Origin of the sequence: Streptomyces sp. NPDC002580 (assembly GCF_042889485.1) — a bacterium.
Taxonomy (GTDB): Bacteria; Actinomycetota; Actinomycetes; order Streptomycetales; family Streptomycetaceae; genus Streptomyces.
In genome coordinates this window covers 363,823-378,939 of sequence record NZ_JBIAQZ010000003.1, presented here as the reverse complement: position 1 = coordinate 378,939, position 15,117 = coordinate 363,823, and the positions used below count along the sequence as shown (strand labels likewise).

The 15,117-nt window shown below is 73.9% G+C and carries 14 protein-coding genes and 1 pseudogene; 10 read left to right on the top strand and 5 right to left on the bottom strand.

Going from position 1 to position 15,117, the window contains the following annotated elements; all coding sequences use genetic code 11:
* Window positions 1-309 precede the first annotated feature (309 nt).
* Entirely contained in the window at window positions 310-1,263 is a 954-nt protein-coding gene (locus ACFYW7_RS12660; RefSeq protein WP_389501077.1) for a L,D-transpeptidase, read from the bottom strand.
* A gap of 111 nt (window positions 1,264-1,374) precedes the next feature.
* Between ACFYW7_RS12660 and ACFYW7_RS12655 the strand changes: the two genes are divergently transcribed.
* From ACFYW7_RS12655 to ACFYW7_RS12645, 3 genes are all read left to right on the top strand, one after another.
* The gene (locus ACFYW7_RS12655) at window positions 1,375-1,932 is read left to right on the top strand and encodes a SigE family RNA polymerase sigma factor (protein ID WP_389501075.1); all 558 of its coding nucleotides are present in this window, start codon (window positions 1,375-1,377) and stop codon (window positions 1,930-1,932) included.
* A complete protein-coding gene (locus ACFYW7_RS12650) occupies window positions 1,922-2,629 on the top strand; it encodes a L,D-transpeptidase (RefSeq protein WP_389501073.1) in 708 nt (235 codons plus the stop codon). Before ACFYW7_RS12655 ends, ACFYW7_RS12650 begins: the two co-directional genes overlap by 11 nt.
* 120 nt (window positions 2,630-2,749) lie before the next feature.
* On the top strand, window positions 2,750-3,028 hold the full coding sequence (locus ACFYW7_RS12645; RefSeq protein ID WP_389501071.1) for a ribosomal protein L7/L12: 279 nt from the start codon (window positions 2,750-2,752) through the stop codon (window positions 3,026-3,028).
* 193 nt (window positions 3,029-3,221) lie between these two features.
* Here ACFYW7_RS12645 and ACFYW7_RS12640 read toward each other — a convergent pair whose 3' ends face one another.
* Window positions 3,222-4,565: a helix-turn-helix domain-containing protein gene (locus tag ACFYW7_RS12640; RefSeq protein WP_389501069.1), complete on the bottom strand. Its 1,344-nt coding sequence runs from the start codon at window positions 4,563-4,565 to the stop codon at window positions 3,222-3,224.
* Between the two features lie 152 nt (window positions 4,566-4,717).
* Here ACFYW7_RS12640 and ACFYW7_RS12635 point away from each other — a divergent pair, with 152 nt between their 5' ends.
* Both ACFYW7_RS12635 and ACFYW7_RS12630 read left to right on the top strand, forming a co-directional pair.
* Window positions 4,718-4,891, top strand: coding sequence for a hypothetical protein (locus tag ACFYW7_RS12635; RefSeq protein ID WP_389501067.1), 174 nt, complete (start codon window positions 4,718-4,720; stop codon window positions 4,889-4,891).
* A gap of 151 nt (window positions 4,892-5,042) precedes the next feature.
* Entirely contained in the window at window positions 5,043-6,290 is a 1,248-nt protein-coding gene (locus ACFYW7_RS12630) for an amidohydrolase (protein WP_389501066.1), read from the top strand.
* 17 nt (window positions 6,291-6,307) lie between these two features.
* On the opposite strand, the gene ACFYW7_RS12625 is transcribed toward ACFYW7_RS12630, so the two are convergent.
* Window positions 6,308-7,684: a hypothetical protein gene (locus ACFYW7_RS12625; protein WP_389501063.1), complete on the bottom strand. Its 1,377-nt coding sequence runs from the start codon at window positions 7,682-7,684 to the stop codon at window positions 6,308-6,310.
* Window positions 7,685-8,001: 317 nt separating this feature from the next.
* Window positions 8,002-8,640, bottom strand: coding sequence for an NAD(P)-dependent oxidoreductase (locus tag ACFYW7_RS12620; RefSeq protein WP_389501060.1), 639 nt, complete (start codon window positions 8,638-8,640; stop codon window positions 8,002-8,004).
* 246 nt (window positions 8,641-8,886) lie between these two features.
* Between ACFYW7_RS12620 and ACFYW7_RS12615 the strand changes: the two genes are divergently transcribed.
* Complete coding sequence (locus ACFYW7_RS12615; protein WP_389501058.1) at window positions 8,887-9,321, top strand: hypothetical protein; 435 nt, start codon at window positions 8,887-8,889, stop codon at window positions 9,319-9,321.
* 110 nt (window positions 9,322-9,431) lie between these two features.
* Here ACFYW7_RS12615 and ACFYW7_RS12610 read toward each other — a convergent pair whose 3' ends face one another.
* The gene (locus ACFYW7_RS12610; RefSeq protein ID WP_389501055.1) at window positions 9,432-9,989 is read right to left on the bottom strand and encodes an SH3 domain-containing protein; all 558 of its coding nucleotides are present in this window, start codon (window positions 9,987-9,989) and stop codon (window positions 9,432-9,434) included.
* Window positions 9,990-10,256: 267 nt separating this feature from the next.
* Between ACFYW7_RS12610 and ACFYW7_RS12605 the strand changes: the two genes are divergently transcribed.
* The 4 genes and pseudogenes from ACFYW7_RS12605 to ACFYW7_RS12590 all read left to right on the top strand — a co-directional run.
* The gene (locus tag ACFYW7_RS12605) at window positions 10,257-11,153 is read left to right on the top strand and encodes a hypothetical protein (RefSeq protein WP_389501052.1); all 897 of its coding nucleotides are present in this window, start codon (window positions 10,257-10,259) and stop codon (window positions 11,151-11,153) included.
* 143 nt (window positions 11,154-11,296) lie between these two features.
* Window positions 11,297-12,307: an endonuclease/exonuclease/phosphatase family protein gene (locus ACFYW7_RS12600; protein WP_389501049.1), complete on the top strand. Its 1,011-nt coding sequence runs from the start codon at window positions 11,297-11,299 to the stop codon at window positions 12,305-12,307.
* Between the two features lie 37 nt (window positions 12,308-12,344).
* Window positions 12,345-14,279, top strand: coding sequence for an FUSC family protein (locus tag ACFYW7_RS12595; RefSeq protein WP_389501047.1), 1,935 nt, complete (start codon window positions 12,345-12,347; stop codon window positions 14,277-14,279).
* Between the two features lie 289 nt (window positions 14,280-14,568).
* Window positions 14,569-15,117: pseudogene (locus tag ACFYW7_RS12590) on the top strand (Toxic cation resistance protein); the annotation flags it as partial.

The window sequence follows — 15,117 nt, the reverse complement described above, 5'->3', positions numbered from 1 at the left end:
GGCCCCGGAGCCGCCCGGACGCGGCGGACCGGGGGCGTGTGAGGGGGGCGTGCGAGGGGGCGGGCGGAGGGGCGGGGAAGCGGCGGACGGGCGGTGCCGGCCCACCAGGAGTTCGCGCCGCTGAAACAGACTCCGGGTGCACGGGGCGCCGGCCCTCACCGGCCCCCCGATGTCGGCCCGGGGCCCTGACCCGGCCACCCTCCGACGGGATCCGGCCGGTTCAGGACGCGTGGCGCGCTCGGTGGCCCCGGCACCGCCCGCGCCGCGCCGCCCACGGAGTCGTACGCCGTGGCTCTCCGGGGACGCGCGTCAGTCGAGCGCGCTCGTCTCGCGCCACTGGTCCCAGTCCAGGTTCCAGTCGCCGTAGCCGTTGCCGACGGCGACCGTCTCCCGGGATCCGACGACCTTGACGACGTCGCCGGGGATGACCTCGTCGAAGAACCTCTTGGCGGTGCCGTCGGTGGCGAGTCCCACGCAGCCGTGCGTGACGTTCTGTCGCCCGCCGTAGGTGTTCGCCCTCGGGTTCTGGTGGAGGTAGGTGCCCGAGGTGGTGAGGTGGACGGCGTAGTAGTAATAGTCCGCGTACGCGTCGCCGAGGCCGACGCTCTTCGAGTCCATGAAGACCTTGGTCGCCTTGTCGGAGACGACCATCGTGCCGTTCCAGGTGTCCAGGCCCGGGGCGCCCGCGGTGATCGGCACCCGGCGCGACGAACCCGCCTTCTCAACCGTCATGACATGTGTACGCACATCCACCGTGGCGACGAGGGAGCGGCCCACCGTGAAATGCCTGATCGTGCCGGCCCCGGCCCGGACGGTGACCACCGTGCCGGGCTTCCAGTACACGCGCGGCCGGAAGTCGACGCGCTGCCCGTCGAGGAGGTTCCTGTCCTTGACCCACCCCCAGGACCCCTCGACATCGGCGGTGACCTTCAACTCCTTTTCCACAGCCGCTCGTTCGGACACGGGTATCGGACGCTCGAAGGTGACCGACACCGGCATGCCGACCCCCACGGTCTGCCCCTCGGTGATGTTGATCCGCACGCCGGCAAGGGACTTGGGCGGTGTGGCGGAAGGCTTGGGAGCCGCCTCGGACGGCCGGGAGGTCTCGGCGGCGGCCGCCCCGGCGTCCCGCCCCGCGCCCGCGTCCGTGCCACCGCCCGAAAGTGCCTGTGCCGAACAGCCGGTGAGCGCGAGCGCGCAGACCGCCGCGGCGGTCCAGGCGCGGGTGAACCGGCGTCGGCCGCTTCTGCGTCCTGTGGTCATGGTGATCCCCCTGTGGTGTGTTTCGATGTGCGGCGTGCGGGACCTGTACGCACGGCAGGGACGGCAGGGTTGCACCCGGCCGGAAGGACTTCGGAGAATCCGGCGGGGGGCATGACCGAGGACGAGTTCGACACGTTCTACGCCACCGCGTTCCCCCGACTGACCGGCCAGCTCTACGCGTTCACCGGGGATCACGGCGAGGCGCAGGACGTCGTCCAGGAGGCGTTCGTCCGCGCGTGGGACCGGCGGGCGGACTTCCTCGCCGACGGGGCGCCCGAGGCGTGGATACGGACCGTCGCGATGCGGCTCGCGGTGAGCCGCTGGCGGCGGGCGCGCCGCTGGCTGGAGCTGGTGCGCCGCACCCCGCCGCCCGAGCACACCCCGGGTCCCGGGCCCGAGCGCGCCGCGCTGGTCGCCGCGCTGCGGACGCTGCCCGAGGCGCAGCGGATGGCGATCGTTCTGCACCATCTGTGCGACTTGAGTGTCGAGCGGGTAGCCTCCGAGACCGGCGCTCCCGTCGGCACGGTCAAGGCCCGGCTGTCCCGGGGCCGCGCGGCGCTGGCACGGGCGCTCTCGGAGGATTCGGCGGACTCGGCCGGCTCCGCGCGTCCGACGGACCCGGCGGGCCCGCCGGGCAGGGGAAAGAGGGAGGACGACCGTGTCCGATGAACTCGTCTCCGAACTGCGCGAGTTGGCCGCGGGCGGCGAGAAGCCGCCGGCCCTGACCGGTGCGGAGATCCGCGGCCGGGCGGTACGCCGCCGGCGCCGCAGGCGTACGGCCACGGCGGCGGCCGGGGCTTCCGTCGCGGCGGCACTCGCCCTGGTCGCCGCGGTGAACCTGGGCGGCGCGGACCGGAAGCCGCCCCCGGCCGCGAGCCCCACCGCCGTCCCGGCCCCGACCCGGCCGGCGGCGGACGTGACGGTCGACCTGTCCCGGCACGTGCTCTCGGCCGCCGGGCGCCGACTGCCGCTCTCCTCCGGGACGTCGAAGAAGCCCACGCCGACCGGCCGGATGACGGTGACCGTCAAGAACGCCGTCGCCAGGATCTCGGGCGCGACCGTCGGCTTCCCCGACGCCTACGACTTCAAGGTCCCCTGGTATCTCGAACTCACGGCCGCCGACGGCACCCGCAGCTTCATCGCCGGCATGACGTACAACGACAAGGCCCCGGGCTCCTACGACATCACCAGCGGCTGGATCGGCCTGCGCCCGAAGGACGCCGAGTGGCTCTACCGGCAAGTCCCGGTGGGCGCCGTGATCGACATCGAGGATCCGGGCCGTACGCCGTCACCGACCCCGACAGCTGCGGACCGGGACACGGCGACGGCGAGCTCGGGAGCGGGTTCGGGAGCTTCGGCGCGCTGAGGCCCGTCGGTGAGCGGATCTCTCGCCCTCCGCACCCCCGACCAGCGTGAACAGGCCATTCTCGTAGGCCGGTTGTGCCCTCGTAGGCGCGTCGGGCGGGCCGCCCTATGATCGGTGACCATGGAAATAACGGGTGTATTCGTCCTCGCCGCGCTCATGATCGCGAGCTTCGCCGCGCTGGAGAGCAGACTGGGCCGCACCGACCGCAGGGTCGCCCGCGTCGAACGTCAACTCGACCTGATCCTGGACCACCTGGGCGTCCGCGAGGATCCCCAGCACCTTCCCCAGGTCACCGCGCTCCTGCGCGAGGGCAAGAAGATCCAGGCGATCAAGGCCTACCGCGAGGCCACGGGCGCGGACCTGAAGGAGGCGAAGGACGCGGTGGACCGCATGGGCTGACCCGTCCGGCGCCCCGCACCCGCCGCCCCCCGGGCCTGGCACCGGCACCGGCATCCAGCACTCGGCACCTGACACCCTGGATGACCGGCCGGACCCGGAACGCCCGGACCCGGAACGCCCGGACCGGGACACGAGCCCGGGACACACCCTCCGCCCGCTCCGCCGACGGGGCGGAGCGTCCAGCACGCCGGTCTCAGAGGGGCGGTTGCGCCGGGGCCGGGCCCAGGGTCGTCGTGCCCGGGGCGGTGCGGTGGCCGAGGCCCGTGCGATAGGCGTCGAGGGCCGCCTCCACGCGGCCCGTGCGCCGCAGCAGGTCACCCAGCAGCCGGCACAGATCCGCCAGGTCACCGGCCGCCCCCGCCCGCTCCAGCAGGCTCATCGCCCGGACGTAGTGCTCCTCCGCCGTCTCGGTGTCCCGGGCGTCCTCCGCGATGATGCCGAGCAGCCGGTGCGCGGCGGCCGAGTGGATGGCGCCCCGCTCGGAGTGCAGATCGCCGAGCACCTGACGCAGCAGGACGGCCGCCTCGTCGGACTTGCCGCGCCGGTGCAGCACATCGGCCAGTTCCACCGCGACCTGGCTGGTGTAGAGCGCGGCCCGCTTGGCGGAGAGCATGGTCTGCGCCTCGCGCAACTCGCTCTCCGCACGCTCCAGTTCGCCGTTCTGGGCGTAGAGGTATCCGCGCATCCAGTGACAGTTGGCCAGCTCGGTGCGGATCTGGAGCTGCCGGTAGAGCTCGGCGGCCTTGGCGAGGGAGACGTCGGCCTCGGCGATCCTTCCCTCGGCGATCATCGTCCGGGCGACCGACCGGTGCATCCGCGCCACCAGGGCCGGGTCGCCGACCTGTGGCGCGAGGGCGAGCGCCAACTCGGCCGCCTGGGCGGCTCGGGCGTGCGCGCCCATGTCCATGTAAGGCGCGATGACGCCCGTATAGAGGAGGAGCAGCGCGTCGGGGTCGTGCAGGCCCGTCCGGTTCAGCTCGTCGAGGGTGGACTCGAACAGGTAGCAGGCGTAACGGAGTTCACCGGCGAGGTAGTGCGCGACCGCCCGGCCGCGCACGGCGGGCACCCGCTGCGGCAGCGGCGCGTCCCCCAGCCGCTGCTCGGCCTCCTCGAAGCGCCGCTGCGCCGTCTCCAGGTCCCCCATGTCCAACGCGCACTCGCCCAGCCCCAGGAGGGCCGACGCCTGCTCGGCGACCAGCCCGAGCGCCTCGGCCTCCACGAGCAGCGCGTCGTAGACACCGACGGCCGCCTCGGCCTCTCCGGTGGCGAGCGTGCGCTGCGCGTCGGTCATCCGCAGCCGCAGGTCGGTGGCGAGGTGGGCGGGCCGCCCGGTCGCCAGCTCCTCGTACGCGACCCCGAGCCGGCCGGCGATGTGCCGCAGCGCGAGTTCGGAGGCCCGCACCCGCCCGGCCTCGAGGGTGGAGATGTATGCAGGTGTGTAGGCGGGTTCCGCCAACTGCTTCTGCGTCAGCCCGCGTTCGGTTCGCAGTTGCTGCACTCTGCGCCCGATGATCTCCGGGTCGTCCCGCTCCGCCATGGGTTAAGCATGCCATTAAGCCGAGTTAACTCCGGCATGAAGCCGACTCTTGCCCAACTCCCCTTGGCCCCCTTGCGAGGTGAGGACGGAAACCTCTACGTTAAGCGGCGGATTAAGCCTGCTTAATACGCCGCTGTTGTTGCGAGGTCACCGTGCTCCGACGTATTTCCGCGCGCTACTCCAGAGGGTTTCTCGCCGCTGTCATCGCGGTCACCGCGCTGGTCACGGCGGCGAACATGGGCCCGGCGAGAGCGACCGACGCGGGCCCCGCCGTCCACACCACCCCGAGGACGGCGCAGCACCAGGACGGCTCCGCGGGCGAGTGACCCGACCCCGCCGGCCCGCGGCCGAGAGCCCCACCTCCAGGGCCCTCACCAGGGGTTGTCCGAGGTCCGGCGACGACGGACCGCCCCGCCGGGGCCGTGCGACCGCCCCGAATCCCCCTTACGACGGACACGTGCCCCCTACGCTGACCCCGTGACCTCTGCCGCAGCACGCACCGCGCTGGACCTCACCGCCGACCTTCCGGTCCCGGGCCTGGAGGACTTCTACCGGGACCTGCACCGGCATCCGGAACTGTCGCTGGACGAGCACCGCACGGCCGCCGCCCTCGCCGGCCGGCTGCGCGGCGCCGGGTACGACACGACCGAGGGCGTGGGCGGCACGGGCGTCGTGGGCGTCCTGCGGAACGGCGACGGACCCACCGTCCTGCTGCGCGCCGACATGGACGCGCTGCCCGTCACCGAGGAGACCGGGCTGCCGTACGCCTCGGCGACCGACGGAGTCATGCACGCCTGCGGTCACGACCTGCACGTCACCTGGCTGACCGGTGCCGCCGAGGCGCTCGCCGCCGGGCGCGACACCTGGTCCGGCACGCTGGTGCTGGTCGGACAGCCCGCCGAGGAGACGGGCGAGGGCGCCGCCCGGATGATCACGGACGGACTCCACGAACGCTTCCCGCGGCCCGGCGTCCTGCTCGCCCAGCACGCGGCACCCGGCCCCGCCGGGCTGTACGCGCACTCCCCGGGCCTGATCATGTCCGCCTCGACGGACATCGACATCGTCGTGCACGGGCGGGGCGGGCACGGTTCGCGGCCCGAGGCGACCGTCGACCCGGTGGTGACGGCGGCGTACATCGTGACGCGGCTCCAGACGGTGGTCAGCCGGGAGATCGCGGCCCGGGACCCCGCCGTGCTGACGGTGGGGCGGATCGAGGCCGGCACCCGGCACAACATCATCCCGTCCGAGGCCCGGATCTCCCTGAACCTGCGCACCCAGTCACCGGACGTGCGGGAACGGATGATCGCCGCCGTGCGGCGCGTGGCGGCGGGCGAGTGCGCGGCGGCCGGCTGCCCGGCCGAGCCCTCGGTCACGGTCGGCAACGACTTCCCGGTCACCGTCAACGACGCCGAGACCGACCGGCGGATCGCCGCCGTGCACGGCGAGGTCTTCGGCGCCGGGACGGTCCTCGACCCCGGTCCCGCCATGGGCAGCGAGGACTTCCCGCGGCTCGCGGCCGGCGGGATCCCGTACTCCTACTGGTTCGTGACCAGCACCCCGGCCGACGTCTGGAACGCGGCCCCCGGCGGCGACGACCTCATGACCCGGCTCTCCGCCGTCCCCAGCAACCACAGTCCGCACTTCGCCCCCGACCTGTCCACGGTCGCGCCGGGCGTACGGACCCTGGTGTCGGCGGCGCTGGCCTCCCTGTCGATCGACGGCTGAGTCCTCGGAGCCCCGCCTCAGGGCTGCGTCTGCAACTGGCGCAGCTGCTGCCGGACGTGGTCCAGCGCGCCCTCCCGGCGTCCGGGCACGCTCCGCCTCAACCGGGCCAGTTCCGAGCCGAGTTCGCGGGCCCGCGCCGGATCGTCGACGAGCCCCCACTGGTGGTGCGCGTGGTCCACGGCCGACTCGACCTCCAGGGTGTCCGGGGCCTGCCCCGCGTCCAGCCGGGCCGCCGCGACCGCCAGCCAGGTACGGCAGCTGCGTTCCGGGTCCCCGGCGAGCATCGCGAGATCCGCCCGTACCTCCGTCCAGTGCAGCACCTGCTCGGACCCGGGCCCGAACGCGCTCAGCGCCTCTGCCTCCCGGCGCCCGGCCAACGCGACGGCCTCCCCGTGCCGGCCGTCCCGGACGGCGGCGGTGATCTCCTCGTGCGGATCGACGGACGGTGAGGTCCCGTTCCGAGGCGCCTGCCCCGGGAGGGTGACGGGCATCTGCCGTGGCGGGGCGGGCCGTTGGGACTCCGCGAGAACGGTCGGCCCGACGGCGGGCGGTTCGACCGGGAGGACCGGCACCGGTGGCTCCGGTGGCGGGGCCGTGGGCGGCAGGGAACCGTCCGCCGCCGACGGGCCGTACGGACCGGCCCCCGGCGAGGGGAACGGAACGGACGGCGGGGCCCCCGGGGCCGGCGGGGGAGCTGTCACGGTCGTGAATCCCGGGGCCGGTGGCCACGGCCGACCGGCCCAGAACGGCCCCTGGCCGGGCGCCAGCACCAGCTCCGTGACCCCCGGCCGGGTGGACTCCTCGCCCGAGGTCCTCGTCAGTGCCTGCTCGTGGAGCTGGAGGAGGTCAGGACGGTGGCCGCTGCGGAGAAGGGTCGCGACGGCTCTCATGTACGTCGGCTGAGCCACCGTGCGCCGGGGCGGCGGCGGGGCGACGCGACCGTACAGGGCGGTCGCCGGACCGGCCGTGAGGGGACGCGCGGCCAGGTGGGTCCAGGTGTCCGCGTCCGCGTGCAGGTCGACGAACACGCTCGTCGACCCCGGTGGACGCAGCCGGAGTTCCTCCGTGACCCAGTGCCAGGGGAAGGCCGTGTAACGGACGGTCGCCGGGGTGGTGCGGGCCAGCGCGAGGTGCGGAAGCCGCTGGCGCCGGTCCAGTTGGAGCTGCCCGGTCACGAACATCGTCAGCGGCCCCGGTGCCGTCGCCGCGGCGCGCAGCCGGGTCAGCACGGCCTGCGGATCCAACGGGTCGGCCAGCTCCACGACGTTGGCGGTCTCGGTGCCCGAGAGCACCGAGGGGGCGACGGCCGCGAGCACGGGGAGCACCGAGGCCGCGTCCACCAGACACCCCTTGCCCACCGGCGAGGCCGCGAGAAGCAGCACGGTTCCGGGCACAGGTTCCCTCCCCCATCGATCAGATACGTCAGCACCGTAACCGCTGCGCGTGCAAAGGGGGACGCGAAAGCCGTTCGTCCCGTCGCCGTCGAGCGACGCGACGGCGACGGGAGGGAGAGACGCCGGCTACGGGAGGAGGCGGCTGCCGGGCGGCCCGCGCCCGCACGTCCAAGGCGGTCCCCACCGTCGGACGGCGCCCGCCCGTCAGGGGGACGGACGCCGTCCGGCGGCAGGGACCGCCGACGCGTCCGCGGGCGGCCGCCTCGCCGTGTCGGCGGCCTTCCCGCGATCTCGGTGCGCGACCGCTTCCCGTGCCCTCAGTACGCGACCGACATCCGGCCGTGCGGGTGAATGGGCATCTCCAGCTGGTCGACGAAGGCCATCGCGTAGTCCTCGGCGCTGATCCGGCTCTCGCCGCCCGCGTCGGTCAGCATGCGGTCGCCGCCGATCCTGAATTCGCCGGTCCGTTCGCCGGGACCGATCTCGGCGGCGGGCGAGATGTAGGTCCAGTCGAGGTCGTCGACGTCGGCCCGGTAGAAGGCGAGCGCGTCACGGTGGGCCAGCGCCTCGGGCAGATAGACCTCGGGGAAGTCGGGCTGGTCACAGGCGGCCTGACCGGGCGCGACCTCCAGGGTGCCCGCGCCGCCGACGACCACGAGCCGCCGCACCCCGGCCGTCCGGACACCGTCCACCAGGGACTCGTTCAGGGCGAGGAAGGGACCTCGGGGATCCGAAACGTCCCGGGGCGGAACACAGGCCGACCCGACCGCGTCGGCGCCGGCCGCCAACTCGGCGACCTTCGCCGGGTCCGAGGCGTCCGCCGCCACCGCGGCGATGCCGGGGACCGGGGACTGCCCGGAGCGGCTGACCGCGACGACCTGGTGTCCCCGGGCCGTCGCCTCCGTGGCGATACGGCTGCCGACCATGCCAGTGGCACCGAAGAGTACGAGCTTCATGCGCCTCAGCGAAGCACGCGACCATGATCACCGCATCCCGGCGGAGCGGACGCCCGACCTCCCGGCCGCCGGCCGGGAGGTCGGGCGTCCCCACTCACCGGCTCCCCTCCGGCGGCCGCCGGAAACCGGAGAGACCCCCGGTGGAAGAGCTCGCCACGGCCCTCGGCGACCCTCCCGTCCCGACTTGCCAGCGGCTCCGGCGAGGTGTGACCTGGAAGGCGGGGGCGAGCAGAGAGGAGTCCTCCCATGGCTCAAGCCGCACCCTTGTCAGGGACACCGACCACGTCCGGCTCCACCGACGTCTTCGGGCCGGAAATCCACACGATCGCGAAGTGGGCGGTACCCGTGGGCGGCGGGCTGGTCTACGGCTACTGGGCCGCCGCCATCAACCGAAGCGGCGGTGCCATCACCGGCTGGAACTGGCTGTTCGGCTTCGCGTGCGCCATCGCGTTCGCGGCGGCCTACATCGGCGTCCGCGCGCTGGCGCCGATGATGCGGCGCGAACTGCACGCGTTGGTGTGGGCCGCTTTCGCGGGCTGCGCGTTCGGTTTCCTGTACAGCCAGACCGGCGAGACCGTCCTGCGGTCCGTGTTCATGTCCCTGCCGGTCGCCGTGGGCGTGTTCGCGGTGGCCTTCTACCGCTACTACACGCACGAGAACGCGGAGGGAAAGGCGAGTTGATGTCGTCCCGCGCCGTTCAGGCGTCGTAGGAACACCGACGTCGTCCGGCATACGGCGCACGAGGCCCCGGCTGACCGCCGGGGCCTCGCGCGTCTCCCTCACTCACCTGCTCACCTGCCACCTGGGACCCAGTCCCAGGAGTTCGAGGAGGACACGGACACGGTCCAGCTCCAGGAACTGGAGACGCTGAAGGTCCAGCCGGAGCCGGTCGAGCTCCAGCCCGGGTCGTCGCGCAGGTTCCGTTCGCCGTCGTCCCAGTGGGCGTTGTGCCAGACGCCGTCCTTGTCGCCGGGACACGGGTCCGAGCACGTCGGCACCCACTGGCCGCCGGTGTCCACGAAGGCGGCGCTGGCCCAGGCGTGGGCGCCGACGAGCCAGTACCAGGTCGTGTCGCCGGAGACGCTCTGTCCGGTCACCGAGCACTCGACGCGGTCCTGACTCCCCGACGGGAGCGAGCCGACGACGGGCGAGTTCGTACTGGGCTGAAGCCGCAGGTTCATTTCTCCACGGGAGACGACGGTGCCCCGGACGGAGCCGCCGGAATCGCCACCGCTGCCGGTGTGCGCCGACGGAGCCGCCGCCATGGAGGTACCGGCGGCCGCGACGGTGAGTACACCGCCGCTGAGCAGGGCCGCGGCCAGAGTCCGCAGGGCCGGGGTGGTGCGCATATCGGCCTCCTTTTCCCCAGATCCAGGTAACACCCGTTCGGGTGACGGCTCCACCCGAGCGAGTGGAGGCCTTGCGGCGACTGGGATGCACACGGGGGACCACCGGGGACTCACGGCGACCCACGGGCCCGCACGACGGCCAACGGCGGGGGACGGCACCGGGCGAAGACGGGCGGAACCGCGTCGGTTCCCCGTTCGGCTTGTCGTCTGCGCCCATTTGCAGTCAACCCGCTCGCGAACGGCCCCCGGCAGGCCTTGCCTGAAGACGTGTCCCCTCGTGTCCGCAGAGCCCTGTCGGCCGTGCTGATCGTCCTCGCCTGCCTGCTCGCGCCGCTCGGCGCGCTGTCGACCTGGGCGCTGTACGGGCTCGGCGACTCCGCGCGCTACGAGGCCACCATGGCGCCGCTCGCCGCCGACGCCGACGTCCGGGACGCGATCGCGGCAGGCGTCACCGACGGCATCCTGCGCGAGGTCCACGTACGGCCGAGACTCCAGGGGCCGGTGAACCACTTCGTCCGGGACGCGGTGCTCTCGTTCACCGAGACCGAGGCGTACCGCGCTGCGTGGGAGGCCGCCAACATGGCCGCGCACGACGCCGTGATGGAGGCGCTGCGCGAGGACCGCGAAGGCGCGGTGACCGTCGACCTCGCGCCTGTCGCCGAGCGGGTCAAGCGCCGACTCACCGACGACCACATGCCGTTGGCCGACCGCATCCCCGTCGAGCACACCGAGGTCACCGTGCTCGAGGCCGAGGACCTGGCCCGGCTCCGGAAGGGGTTCCACGTGCTCGAAGTCGCCGGGTTCTGGCTGCCGGTGGCGTCCGTCGCCTTCGCTGCGGCCGGGATCGTCGTCGCCCTGTGCCGTCGCCGGGCGATCCTCGCGACGGGCCTCGGCACCGCGCTGGGCGCCACGCTGCTCGGCCTCGCGATCGCCGTGGGACGCAGGCTCACGCTCGACGACCTGCCGCCCGACGTGTCCCGCACGGCCGCGGGCGCCGTGTACGACGCGCTCACCGAGACCCTCCGGCTCGTCTGCTGGCTGCTCCTGACCATGGGCCTGACGGTGACCCTGGCCGCCGTGCTCGCCGGTGCCTACGCGCGCCGACGGGCGGCCGGCCCTCCCCGGCAGACCCCCGCGGAACCTCCGGCACAAGTCCGCGCCTGAACCGGTCCGGCGTCCGCGCCCGCCCCGGCCGGCCTCCGACACCCGAACCGGCTCAGCCCCCGCACCGGGCAACTCCCCACCGCCGCACGCCGTCTTCGAGGGAGAATCCGGACACCCCACGCGGACGAGCGGAAGGCGGACAGTTGGACACTGCGGAGGCCGAGCGGACGGGCCCGGAGGGACCGGCGTACCGGGAGCGACGGGCCGGCCGGACCCTCGCGCTCAGGACGGCCGCCCTGCTGCTGGCGGGGGTCAGCGTCGTCGTGGTGTGCCGGGCCGCCGACACCGACGGCATCACCCCCGTACCGCAACTGCTCGCGTTCCTCCCGTGGTTGCTCGCACCGACCGGACTCGCCCTGCTGCTGGCCCTGTTCGCGCGATGGCGGACGGGTCTGGTGTGGGGCGTCGCCCTCCTGGGCTGCGTCGCCTGGTTCACCGAGCCCTACGGCAGGGCCGCGGACCCCGCCGGCGGGCCGGTCGCCGAACTCCGCGTCATGACCTCCAACGTGGAGTTCGGGCGGGGCACCGACTCCCTCATCGACGCCATGCGACAGCGCCGGCCCGACATCCTGTTCGTGGAGGAGTGCGAGTACGGCTGCTCGCGGGCCCTGCGGGACGCCTTCGGAGGCAGCGGGGGCGTGTACCCGTACCGGGAGGCGGTCGAGGGGGCCGGGTCCGACGGTTCCGTCGTCATGAGCCGGTTCCCGCTGAAGGGCTCCGCCGGTGTGCGCGGGACCATGGGCATGCCCGGCGCCGTCGCCGACGTGCGCGGCCACGCCGTACGGGTGCAGCTCGCCCATCCGATGCCCCCGCTCCCGGGCCAACTCGACGTCTGGCGACGCGAACTGGGCGAACTGCGCGACTACGCGGCGGCGTCCCGTGAACCCACCGTCCTCGCCGGGGACTTCAACGCCTCGCAGGACCACGCGGCCTTCCGCCGCCTCCTCGACACCGGGCTGCGCGACGGCGCACGGCTGGCCGGCTCCCCGCGGACCCCGAGCTGGCCGGCCGGGACCACACCGGAGTTCGGCGCGCAGATCGACCACGTCCTGGTCTCCCCGGACTTCTCCGCCGCACGGGCCGCCTTCCTGCGGATCGACGGCAGCGACCACCGCGCCCTCGTCGTCGACCTCACCCTCCACCGGCGGGGCTGAACCGGGAGCCACTCGCCGGAAACGCCATACTCGGTGCATGCCCCGCGAGTTCCCCATCGGCCTCACCCCGCCCGACTGGCTGGTCAGGAACCTCCAACCGCAGCGGGCACCCGTCAACCGGGCCGCCGCCGCGCGCGCCGCCGTCGCCCTCGCGCTCCCGCTCGCCGTCGGCCTCGCCCACGACCGGCCCGCCTACGGCGCCCTCGCCTCCATGGGCGCCCTGTCCGGAGTCATCAGCGACACCGCGGACGCGTACCGCATGCGGATCTTCAACATCGCCTTCCCGCAGCTGTTCGGCGCGATCGGCGTCACGATCGGGGCCCTGGTGTACGGGCACGGCTGGGCCGCCGTCGTCGCGGTGACCACGGTCGCCCTGGTCTCCGGGATGATCTCGTCGATCGGCGCGGTCGCCTCCGTCACCGGCCTGGTCCTCCTCCTCAACTGCGTGATCGGCGCCGGACTCCCCCTGCCCGGCGCCTGGTGGCTCGCCCCGCTGCTGATGTCGGGCGGCGGACTCCTCGTCCTCGCGCTGACCCTGCTCGCCTGGCCGCTGCGCTCGGGGGTGCCGGAGCGGTCCTCCGTCGCGAGCACCTACCGGACGGTCGCCGACCTGCTCGCCGCGAGCGGCACCGACGCGTACGAGGACCTCCGCCTCGCCGTCACCGGCTCCCTCAACCAGTCCTACGACCTCGTCCTCGCCCGGCGCGCCTTCCACCACGGCCGCAGTCCGGACCTCGTCCGGCTGCTCGCCCAGCTGAACGCCGTCACCCCCGTCGTCGAGGCCGCCCCCGCGGCCCACCAGCGGGGCGAGCCGCTGCCCGCCGAGATCCCCGCCGCGCTGCGCCGTCTCGCCGAGGCCGTCGAGACCGGCGGCACCGGCCCGAGCGACCTGCGGCTGCCGGTCCCGGCCGACGAGACCGCGCGCGCCGTCGACCACGCGCTGCGGCACGCCGCCGACGTCGTGGCGGACCGGTCCCCCGACCCGCGCGCCCTCGACGACCGGCTCGGCAGGCCCGCCACGCTCGGCGTCCGCGCCGCCCGCGCCACCCGGAACGTCCTGCTGTCCGGAGCCTCCTGGCGCTACGGCACCCGCCTCGCCCTGTGCATCGGTCTCGGCCAGGTCCTGGTCTCGACCGTCGTGGTTCCGCGCTCCTACTGGGTCGCGCTCACCATCACCTTCGTCATGAAGCCCGACTACGGCTCCGTCTTCTCCCGGGCGCTGCTGCGCGCGCTGGGCACGGTCGCCGGCCTGGTGGTCGCGGCGGCCGTCCTGACGGTGGTGCCGCGCGGCTGGTGGGACGTGCCCGTGATCATGCTGCTCGGCGCGCTCATCCCGGCCCTGACCCCGCGCGGCTACGGCTATCAGACGGCCGCCATCACCCCGGTGATCCTCCTGCTGTCCGACACCCTCAACCACGAGGGCACCGGGCTCATCGTGCCCCGCCTCGTCGACTCCCTCGTCGGCTGCGCGATCGCCCTGGTGGCCGGGTACCTCCTGTGGCCGGAGAGCTGGCACGCCCGGGTAGGCGACCGGCTCGCGGACGCGGTCGCGGACACCGCCCGCTACGTCGAGCTGGCCTTCGGGGACGCCGCCGAGCCCGCGGCCCGCGCCCGCAGCCGACGCCGCCTGTACCGCGACCTGTCCTCCGTCCGTACGGAGTTCCAGCGCGCCCTGACCGAACCGCCGCCGAACGGGCGCCGGGCCGCCGCCTGGATGCCGCTCGTCGTCGCCGTCGAGCGGATCGTGGACACGACGACCGCCGCCCGGGTCCGTGTCAGACAGGGCGCGCCCGAACCGTCCGGCGCCGAGATCACCGGCATCGCGCGCCAGTTGCGGGAACTGTCCGAGGGACTGCGCGCCTCGGACGTCCTCGTCGCCGTCCGCACCGACTTCGCCGGCCCCTCGGGCAGCGTGCTCGAACCGGTGCGGCAGGAGGTCGCGGCGGCGCGGGCGATCGCCTCACCGCACTGACCGGGCCCCGTGCGGACCACCGTCCCGCGCGTCACGGGAGCGGCCGCGCTTTACCCTCCCCTTGCCATCCGTTCACAAGAACGTGACTTCGGGGGAAGCCCGGGACGTAACGCCCCTGTCCGACAAATCCGTGCGTCCGGATAGCGAACCCATGTGCGGGACAAGGGGGTTGACGAGCCCACCATCCGGTGTGCCGCCCCTGCCGAAGATCACCATCTATGGCCGCTAACCTTACGTGTCCGTCCTGGCCAGGGATTGACGGGATCAACTCACGCGAAGGGTTGCGCACATGGGCATTCTCACTCTCCTGCGGAATGCGATCGGCCGCTCACGCAAGGGTCGTGACGCCGACGCGGCGACCTCGCGAGAGACCACGGCGACCGCGACGGTTCCGGCTCCCGCCGCGGAGCCGACACTCACCCCGGAGGCCGAGCCGGCCTCCACCCCGGCGCCGGAGGCCGAGACGAAGATCCCGGCTCCCGCGTCCGAGTCCGAGCCCTCCGTGGTCGACGAACTGGTGTCGGCCGCCTTCGACAACGTGACCGTGCCGAAGCAGAGCACGCCCTCCACCCCGGCGGAGCCCTCCACCCCGGAGCCCACCCCCGAGACGGAGGCTGCCGCCGAGCCCGAGCCGATCACCCAGCCCGAGGCCGAGGCCGAGCCCGCCGCGGAGGCGGAGCCGGTCGCCGAGCCTGAGCCCGAGGCCGCCGCCGAGCCCGCCGCGGAGGCGGAGCCGGTCGCCGAGACCGAGCCCGAGGCCGCCGCCGAACCCGCCGCCGAGGCGGAGCCGGTCGTCGAGCCCGAGGCCGAGGCGGAACCCGTCGCCGAGGTCGAGCCG

Excerpts from the sequence above, each read along its gene's own strand:
- ACFYW7_RS12640 (WP_389501069.1), bottom strand. The coding sequence starts at position 4,565 with ATGGCGGAGCGGGACGACCCGGAGATCATCGGGCGCAGAGTGCAGCAA.
- ACFYW7_RS12595 (WP_389501047.1), top strand. The coding sequence starts at position 12,345 with ATGCCCCGCGAGTTCCCCATCGGCCTCACCCCGCCCGACTGGCTGGTC.
- ACFYW7_RS12615 (WP_389501058.1), top strand. The coding sequence starts at position 8,887 with ATGGCTCAAGCCGCACCCTTGTCAGGGACACCGACCACGTCCGGCTCC.
- ACFYW7_RS12620 (WP_389501060.1), bottom strand. The coding sequence starts at position 8,640 with ATGAAGCTCGTACTCTTCGGTGCCACTGGCATGGTCGGCAGCCGTATC.
- ACFYW7_RS12610 (WP_389501055.1), bottom strand. The coding sequence starts at position 9,989 with ATGCGCACCACCCCGGCCCTGCGGACTCTGGCCGCGGCCCTGCTCAGC.
- ACFYW7_RS12660 (WP_389501077.1), bottom strand. The coding sequence starts at position 1,263 with ATGACCACAGGACGCAGAAGCGGCCGACGCCGGTTCACCCGCGCCTGG.
- ACFYW7_RS12655 (WP_389501075.1), top strand. The coding sequence starts at position 1,375 with ATGACCGAGGACGAGTTCGACACGTTCTACGCCACCGCGTTCCCCCGA.
- ACFYW7_RS12645 (WP_389501071.1), top strand. The coding sequence starts at position 2,750 with ATGGAAATAACGGGTGTATTCGTCCTCGCCGCGCTCATGATCGCGAGC.